The organism is Pseudomonas sp. AGC41 (assembly GCF_057334555.1).
The window spans coordinates 10,156-16,460 of record NZ_JBHFJB010000070.1 but is presented as its reverse complement, the minus strand read 5'-3'; the positions used below and the strand labels follow the sequence as shown (position 1 = coordinate 16,460).

At 62.2% G+C, this 6,305-nt stretch carries 8 protein-coding genes; 4 read left to right on the top strand and 4 right to left on the bottom strand.

The window, feature by feature from the left end; translation table 11 throughout:
- Nucleotides 1-276: 276 nt before the first annotated feature.
- From ACE04F_RS13385 to ACE04F_RS13375, 3 genes are all read right to left on the bottom strand, one after another.
- Entirely contained in the window at nt 277-525 is a 249-nt protein-coding gene (locus ACE04F_RS13385; RefSeq protein WP_305500228.1) for a metallothionein, read from the bottom strand.
- A 26-nt stretch (nt 526-551) separates the two neighbouring features.
- Entirely contained in the window at nt 552-821 is a 270-nt protein-coding gene (locus tag ACE04F_RS13380; RefSeq protein WP_486107347.1) for a hypothetical protein, read from the bottom strand.
- 72 nt (nt 822-893) lie between these two features.
- A complete protein-coding gene (locus tag ACE04F_RS13375; RefSeq protein ID WP_305500226.1) occupies nt 894-1,403 on the bottom strand; it encodes a ferritin-like domain-containing protein in 510 nt (169 codons plus the stop codon).
- A gap of 180 nt (nt 1,404-1,583) precedes the next feature.
- Between ACE04F_RS13375 and ACE04F_RS13370 the strand changes: the two genes are divergently transcribed.
- Entirely contained in the window at nt 1,584-2,411 is an 828-nt protein-coding gene (locus ACE04F_RS13370) for an NAD-dependent protein deacetylase (RefSeq protein WP_486107345.1), read from the top strand.
- Between the two features lie 117 nt (nt 2,412-2,528).
- On the opposite strand, the gene ACE04F_RS13365 is transcribed toward ACE04F_RS13370, so the two are convergent.
- Nucleotides 2,529-3,431 (bottom strand): LysR substrate-binding domain-containing protein, encoded by a 903-nt coding sequence (locus tag ACE04F_RS13365; RefSeq protein ID WP_486107343.1) that lies wholly within the window; start codon nt 3,429-3,431, stop codon nt 2,529-2,531.
- A 167-nt stretch (nt 3,432-3,598) separates the two neighbouring features.
- On the opposite strand from ACE04F_RS13365, the gene ACE04F_RS13360 reads away from it, so the two are divergent.
- From ACE04F_RS13360 to ACE04F_RS13350, 3 genes are read left to right on the top strand one after another with little or no spacing between them, the layout of a single operon-like run.
- Complete coding sequence (locus ACE04F_RS13360) at nt 3,599-4,297, top strand: CoA transferase subunit A (protein ID WP_486107341.1); 699 nt, start codon at nt 3,599-3,601, stop codon at nt 4,295-4,297.
- Between the two features lie 35 nt (nt 4,298-4,332).
- Nucleotides 4,333-4,998 (top strand): CoA transferase subunit B, encoded by a 666-nt coding sequence (locus ACE04F_RS13355; RefSeq protein WP_003180355.1) that lies wholly within the window; start codon nt 4,333-4,335, stop codon nt 4,996-4,998.
- A gap of 11 nt (nt 4,999-5,009) precedes the next feature.
- Nucleotides 5,010-6,191, top strand: a complete 1,182-nt coding sequence (locus tag ACE04F_RS13350; RefSeq protein ID WP_486107339.1) for an acetyl-CoA C-acetyltransferase — start codon at nt 5,010-5,012, stop codon at nt 6,189-6,191.
- Nucleotides 6,192-6,305 lie beyond the last annotated feature (114 nt).

The window sequence follows — 6,305 nt, the reverse complement described above, 5'->3', positions numbered from 1 at the left end:
GTCGATACCAATATTGAACTTGCTATTGCATTCGCGAGCAGCCCCCCCCCCACAAAGGTGCTACCTCTAAGCATGTAAAAACAGTGCGTGTCTTTCCACGCTGTCCGCCAAGGGCCGAATGGCGCCGGCACCCCACTGCACCGGTCTCGTCACCCAGGCCGCGCGCCGTTCCAGGAAGCCAAAACTCGCGAGCTGCCGGTGTTGTCTTGCACCACCGCACTGACCGGCTTGCGGTGTCCGGGCACCCTGTCGCCGATGCCCGGATAAAAGCGATGTTCAGGGTGAAATCGGGTCGCTGGCCGGGAATGTTTCCTCCAGCGCTTCATCGAGTTGATTGTTGGTAATGTCCCGCTCGCCGACCTTGCCACTTTGTTCGCAATGACAATCCGCCGCCGGACATGGCTCGCCATTCGGGTGTTGTTCCGCGCAGGCCTGGCTGCAATAGGCCTCGCCGTCATGATTGAACACCCGCTCGGGATCCACCTCGCAATGGCAGCCGGGGCAGCCACACTGCAGTTCGCTCATGTTTGTCCTCCTGGGGTCCGCTGTCGTCAGGATCCCACCAGTAATTGAACTTCAAGGTTGGCCGCCGCGACGCCGTGCTTCGCTACATACACTTCATCGGTCCAGCCTTTGGTCAGGTTGCGATAAGTCTGCGTGCCTAGGGCCGCTCCGCTGTCCCATTCAATGACATCGCCAATGTCGACATCATTGGCGGGCCCCAGCTCAAGCACCGTATGGCCGTCTTCTTCCGCCACATAGACACCCACCCTGGCACTCTGGCGATTGATAGCCCTCACCTCACCGGTGGTCTGCTTCATACCTGTCCTCTTTGCGGTTGATGGCAGGTTTGGCGCGGCCGAACCGTGCCGGTCCGCGCCTCACATTGCACCTCAGCGCTTGGCTTCGGTATGCGGATTGGCCGAACGTTCAAGGAACGCCTGGGTAATTTCCGGCAGGTGATCGCGCAGCCACTCAGCCATGGCGATTTCCTGCGGCAGAATCTGCTCGCAGGCCTTTTGGGTTTCCACGTCACCGGCCACTTTCGCCGCTTCGATCAGCACCGTGTACGAAGCAATTTCCAGGTTCTCAAAGACATAGCCACTCATGGCGCCCTTGACCACTTCGTCGCTCATCGCCATGCCGCCCATGGCTTGACCGAACGCCATCAGCTTGCCGGCCATGTCCTTGAGCATCGACGGGCTGCCGCCCAGGCGCTGGATGCATTGTTCCACCAGCTTCTGCTGGCCGAGCGTCTCTTCGATGTGCTGTTCGATCCGCGCCTTGAGCACGGGATAGTGCTCCAGCCGCTCGGCCTGGGCCTTGAGCATTTTCTCGGCTTGCTGTTCCATGGCATGAGCGTCGTTGAGCCAATCCAGCAGGTTCTCTTTAGGGGTTGCCATTTACCTTCTCCTTAATCAGTGTTCATCGACGCACCGCAGTGCGAGAGCGCTGAAATACCGCACATAAGGTGGATGTCTCGCGCGCCGGGAAAGTTTGAACAATCACCCTCGGCGGGCGACGAAAGGCGTGTGACGAAGCCGATGCTACCCTCAAGGAATCCAGGCCAGCGGAGTACACCAATGCCCGACGATCTTCACCGTGACCCCGTCGACCAATTGCAGGAATACCTGACCGGGCGGCGCTTCCTGGTCCTGACCGGAGCGGGCATCAGCACGCCGTCCGGCATACCCGATTACCGGGACAGCGACGGCGTGCGACGGGGCAGGCAACCGATGATGTACCAGGAGTTCCTCGCCAGACCCGAAGCGCGGCGGCGCTACTGGGCGCGAGCGATGCTGGGCTGGCCACGCTTGCGCCAGGCACGGCCGAACCAGGCCCATGAGGCCTTGGCGGCGTTGCAGGGACAGGCGCGCATCAGCGGCTTGATCACCCAGAATGTCGACGCCTTGCATGACCGGGCCGGGAGCCGCGATGTCATCGAGTTGCACGGCAGTCTGCATCGGGTGCTGTGCCTGGACTGCGGGCAACCGAGCGAGCGGCAGCAGATCCAGTTGTTGATGGAGGACCAGAACCCGTACCTGGCCGGTGTCGATGCGGTGCAAGCGCCCGACGGCGATACCTTGCTGGACCCGGCCTTCGAGGCCCGCTTTCAAATCCCCCGTTGCCCGCATTGCAATGGCGAACGCTTGAAACCCGACGTGGTGTTCTTTGGTGAGAACGTCGCCGCCGCCACCGCGACTCGCGCCGTCGAGGCAGTCGGGCAAGCGGATGGATTGCTGGTGGTGGGATCATCGCTGATGGCGTATTCGGCCTTTCGCCTGTGCCGGGCGATCAAGGATCAGGGCAAGCCGCTGCTGGCGATCAACCGCGGCAAGACCCGCGCCGATGAGCTGTTGGATCTGAAGGTTGAAGTGGCTTGCGAAGACTTGTTGCCATTGCTGATCTAGAGGCCACGGTGCCCTCTGTGGGAGCGAGCCTGCTCGCGAACGAGGGCGGATCAGTTGCATGGATGTTGACTGAACCGCCGTATTCGCGAGCAGGCTCGCTCCCACAGGGGACGGTGCTCATTTCGATATCATCTGCGCGCCCATCTCCTGATCCCTGAGCGTATCGAACAGCGCCTGGGCCGCCGCCGACAATTCATATCCCGGCTTGGTCAGCACGCCAATGGCCCGTTCTATTACCGGATCGCTGAGGGTGATGCAGCGCGCGCCCAGCTCGTGCATCTGGCCGATACACAGGGCCGGTACGGCGCTCACGCCCAGGCCGCTGGCAACCATCCGCCCGACTGTTGCCAATTGATGGCTTTCAAACTCGACCGGCAATTTCATCCCGCGAGCCTGCAGATGCTCTTCGAGCATCACCCGTACCGTCGAAGGTCGCTGCAAGGTGATGAACGGCTGCTGCAACAGCATTTGCCAACGTATCGCGCCGAGCTTGGCCAGGGGCGAATCCAGCGGTACCACCGCGACGAAACGATCCAGGTACAACGGCGTGAACGCCAGCGATGAACTTTGCATCGGCTCGAACGCCACGCCCAGTTCCACGTGACGATCGCGGACCATTTCCAGCACCTGCTCGTTGATCACGTCATTGACCGTGACGTTGACATTCGGGAACCGGGCGCGGAAGGTCTTGAGGATCGGCGGCAGCAGGTTGCCGGCAAACGAGGGCATCGCCGCCAGCGTCACGCGGCCGCGCTGCAAGGTGAAGCGCTGGCGCATTTCATCTTCGGCGTTCTCCCAGTCGGCCACCAGGCGGCGCGCCAATGGCAGCAGCGATTCGCCTTCGGGCGTCAACGCCACGTTACGGGTGTTACGACTGAACAGGCGACCGCCGAGCCCTTCCTCCAGGGCCTTGATCGTCAGGCTCAAGGCCGATTGGGACAGATGCAGCCGCTCGCCGGCGACGGCGAAGCTCAGGCTTTGGGCCACGGCGAGGAAGGCGCGGATCTGCTTGAGGGTCATGGTCGCTGCGCTCCCAGCGGCAAGCGTTGAGTTTCAAGCTGCAAGTGTAGGGCAGCAACTATTGAGTTTTATCAATCAATTGCACTTAAAAATCAACTTAACAAATATATGACTTGGCGCAACACTGCATCTCATTGCGACCCCACTCAAGAATAAAAGAGGTGTCTATGGCAGGTTTCGACAAACGCGTGAGCTCCTATGAGGAAGCGCTGGAAGGCTTGACGGATGGCATGACCGTCATCGCCGGCGGCTTCGGCCTGTGCGGTATCCCGGAAAACCTGATCGCCGAGATCAAGCGCAAGGGCACCCGCGATCTCACCGTGGTTTCCAACAACTGCGGCGTCGACGGTTTCGGCCTCGGCGTGCTGTTGGTGGACCGGCAGATCCGCAAAGTAGTGGCCTCCTACGTGGGCGAAAACGCCCTGTTCGAGCAGCAATTGCTGAGCGGTGAAATCGAAGTCGTGCTCACCCCCCAAGGCACCCTCGCGGAAAAAATGCGTGCGGGTGGCGCGGGCATCCCGGCCTTCTTCACCGCCACCGGCGTCGGCACCCCCGTGGCCGAAGGCAAGGAAGTCCGTGAGTTCCATGGCCGCCAGTACCTGATGGAGGAATCCATCACCGGTGACTTCGCCATCGTCAAAGGCTGGAAGGCCGACCATTTCGGCAACGTGGTCTATCGCCATACCGCGCAGAATTTCAATCCGCTGGCCGCCACGGCGGGCAAGATCACCGTGGTCGAAGTCGAGGAAATCGTCGAGCCCGGCGAGTTGGACCCGGCGCACATCCATACGCCCGGCATCTACGTCGACCGGGTCATTTGCGGCACGTTCGAAAAGCGCATCGAACAGCGCACCGTGCGTAAGTGATCCCCTGCCCCCGGCCCGAATGAAGGAATAACACCATGGCACTTTCCCGCGAACAAATGGCTCAGCGCGTCGCCCGCGAAATGCAGGACGGCTACTACGTGAACCTCGGCATCGGCATCCCGACCCTGGTCGCCAACTACATTCCCGAAGGCATGGAAGTCATGCTGCAATCGGAAAACGGCTTGCTCGGCATGGGCGCGTTCCCCACCGAAGCCGAAGTCGATGCGGACATGATCAATGCCGGCAAACAGACGGTCACCGCGCGCATCGGCGCTTCGATCTTTTCCTCGGCCGAATCCTTCGCCATGATCCGTGGCGGCCACATCGACCTGACCGTGCTCGGCGCGTTCGAAGTCGACGTCGAGGGCAACATCGCCTCGTGGATGATTCCCGGCAAGCTAGTCAAGGGCATGGGCGGCGCGATGGACCTGGTGGCCGGTGCCGAGAACATCATCGTCACCATGACCCATGCGTCCAAGGACGGTGAGTCGAAACTGCTGCCGCGTTGCAGCCTGCCGCTGACCGGCGCCGGTTGCATCAAGCGCGTACTGACCGACCTCGCCTACCTGGAAATCCAGGACGGCGCCTTTATTCTCAAGGAACGTGCCCCAGGCGTCAGCGTCGAGGAAATCGTCGCCAAGACCGCCGGCAAGCTGATCGTGCCCGACCACGTTCCGGAAATGCAGTTCGCTGCCCAGTGAGGAGAGATTCGATGCAAGAAGTCGTGATTGTCGCCGCTACCCGTACCGCCATCGGCAGCTTCCAGGGCTCACTGGCTGCCATTCCCGCGCCGGAACTCGGCGCCGCGGTGATCCGTCGTCTGCTGGAACAGACCGGCCTGTCCGGCGAGCAGGTCGATGAAGTGATCCTCGGCCAGGTATTGACCGCAGGTTCCGGACAGAACCCGGCCCGCCAGGCGTCGATCCTCGCCGGCCTGCCCCATGCCGTGCCAGCACTGACGTTGAACAAGGTCTGCGGCTCGGGTCTGAAGGCGCTGCACCTGGGCGCCCAGGCGATTCGCTGTGGCGATGCCGAGGTCATCATCGCCGGCGGCATGGAGAACATGAGCCTGGCCCCGTACGTGTTGCCAGCGGCCCGCACCGGTTTGCGCATGGGTCACGCAAAGATGATCGACAGCATGATCACCGATGGCCTGTGGGACGCGTTCAACGATTACCACATGGGCATCACCGCCGAGAACCTGGTGGACAAATACGGCATCAGCCGCGAGGCGCAGGATGCTTTCGCCGCGGCGTCCCAACAGAAAGCCGTCGCCGCCATCGAAGCCGGGCGTTTCGCCGATGAGATCACGCCGATCCTGATTCCCCAGCGCAAGGGCGATCCGGTGGCCTTTGCTACGGACGAGCAGCCTCGCGCTGGCACCACCGCCGAGTCCCTGGGCAAGCTCAAGCCGGCCTTCAAGAAAGACGGTAGCGTCACTGCGGGCAATGCGTCCTCGCTCAACGATGGCGCCGCCGCCGTGATCCTGATGAGCGCGGAAAAAGCCAAGGCGCTGGGCTTGCCGGTGCTGGCGAAGATCAGTGCCTACGCCAACGCCGGTGTCGACCCGGCCATCATGGGCATCGGCCCGGTTTCGGCAACCCGCCGCTGCCTGGACAAGGCCGGCTGGTCGCTGGATCAACTCGACCTGATCGAAGCCAACGAAGCCTTCGCCGCCCAATCCCTGGCCGTGGCCAAGGAACTGCAATGGGACATGGACAAGGTCAACGTCAACGGCGGCGCCATTGCCCTGGGCCACCCGATCGGGGCTTCGGGTTGCCGGGTGCTGGTGACGCTGTTGCATGAAATGATCAAGCGCGACGCCAGGAAAGGCCTAGCGACACTGTGCATTGGTGGCGGTCAGGGCGTGGCTCTCGCGCTGGAACGGGCGTAACCGGCAACAGGCAAAACGGTGGCTGCGCGGACCCACGATATCCGCGTGACCACTGGCAGCAGACCGGCGCAACTTTGGTTGCGCCGGTTTTTTTTGCCTGCACCGACCCCGTGG

Coding starts and splice junctions, on each gene's coding strand:
- ACE04F_RS13360 (WP_486107341.1), top strand. CDS start 3,599: ATGGCAGGTTTCGACAAACGCGTGAGCTCCTATGAGGAAGCGCTGGAA.
- ACE04F_RS13355 (WP_003180355.1), top strand. CDS start 4,333: ATGGCACTTTCCCGCGAACAAATGGCTCAGCGCGTCGCCCGCGAAATG.
- ACE04F_RS13370 (WP_486107345.1), top strand. CDS start 1,584: ATGCCCGACGATCTTCACCGTGACCCCGTCGACCAATTGCAGGAATAC.
- ACE04F_RS13385 (WP_305500228.1), bottom strand. CDS start 525: ATGAGCGAACTGCAGTGTGGCTGCCCCGGCTGCCATTGCGAGGTGGAT.
- ACE04F_RS13350 (WP_486107339.1), top strand. CDS start 5,010: ATGCAAGAAGTCGTGATTGTCGCCGCTACCCGTACCGCCATCGGCAGC.
- ACE04F_RS13380 (WP_486107347.1), bottom strand. CDS start 821: ATGAAGCAGACCACCGGTGAGGTGAGGGCTATCAATCGCCAGAGTGCC.
- ACE04F_RS13365 (WP_486107343.1), bottom strand. CDS start 3,431: ATGACCCTCAAGCAGATCCGCGCCTTCCTCGCCGTGGCCCAAAGCCTG.
- ACE04F_RS13375 (WP_305500226.1), bottom strand. CDS start 1,403: ATGGCAACCCCTAAAGAGAACCTGCTGGATTGGCTCAACGACGCTCAT.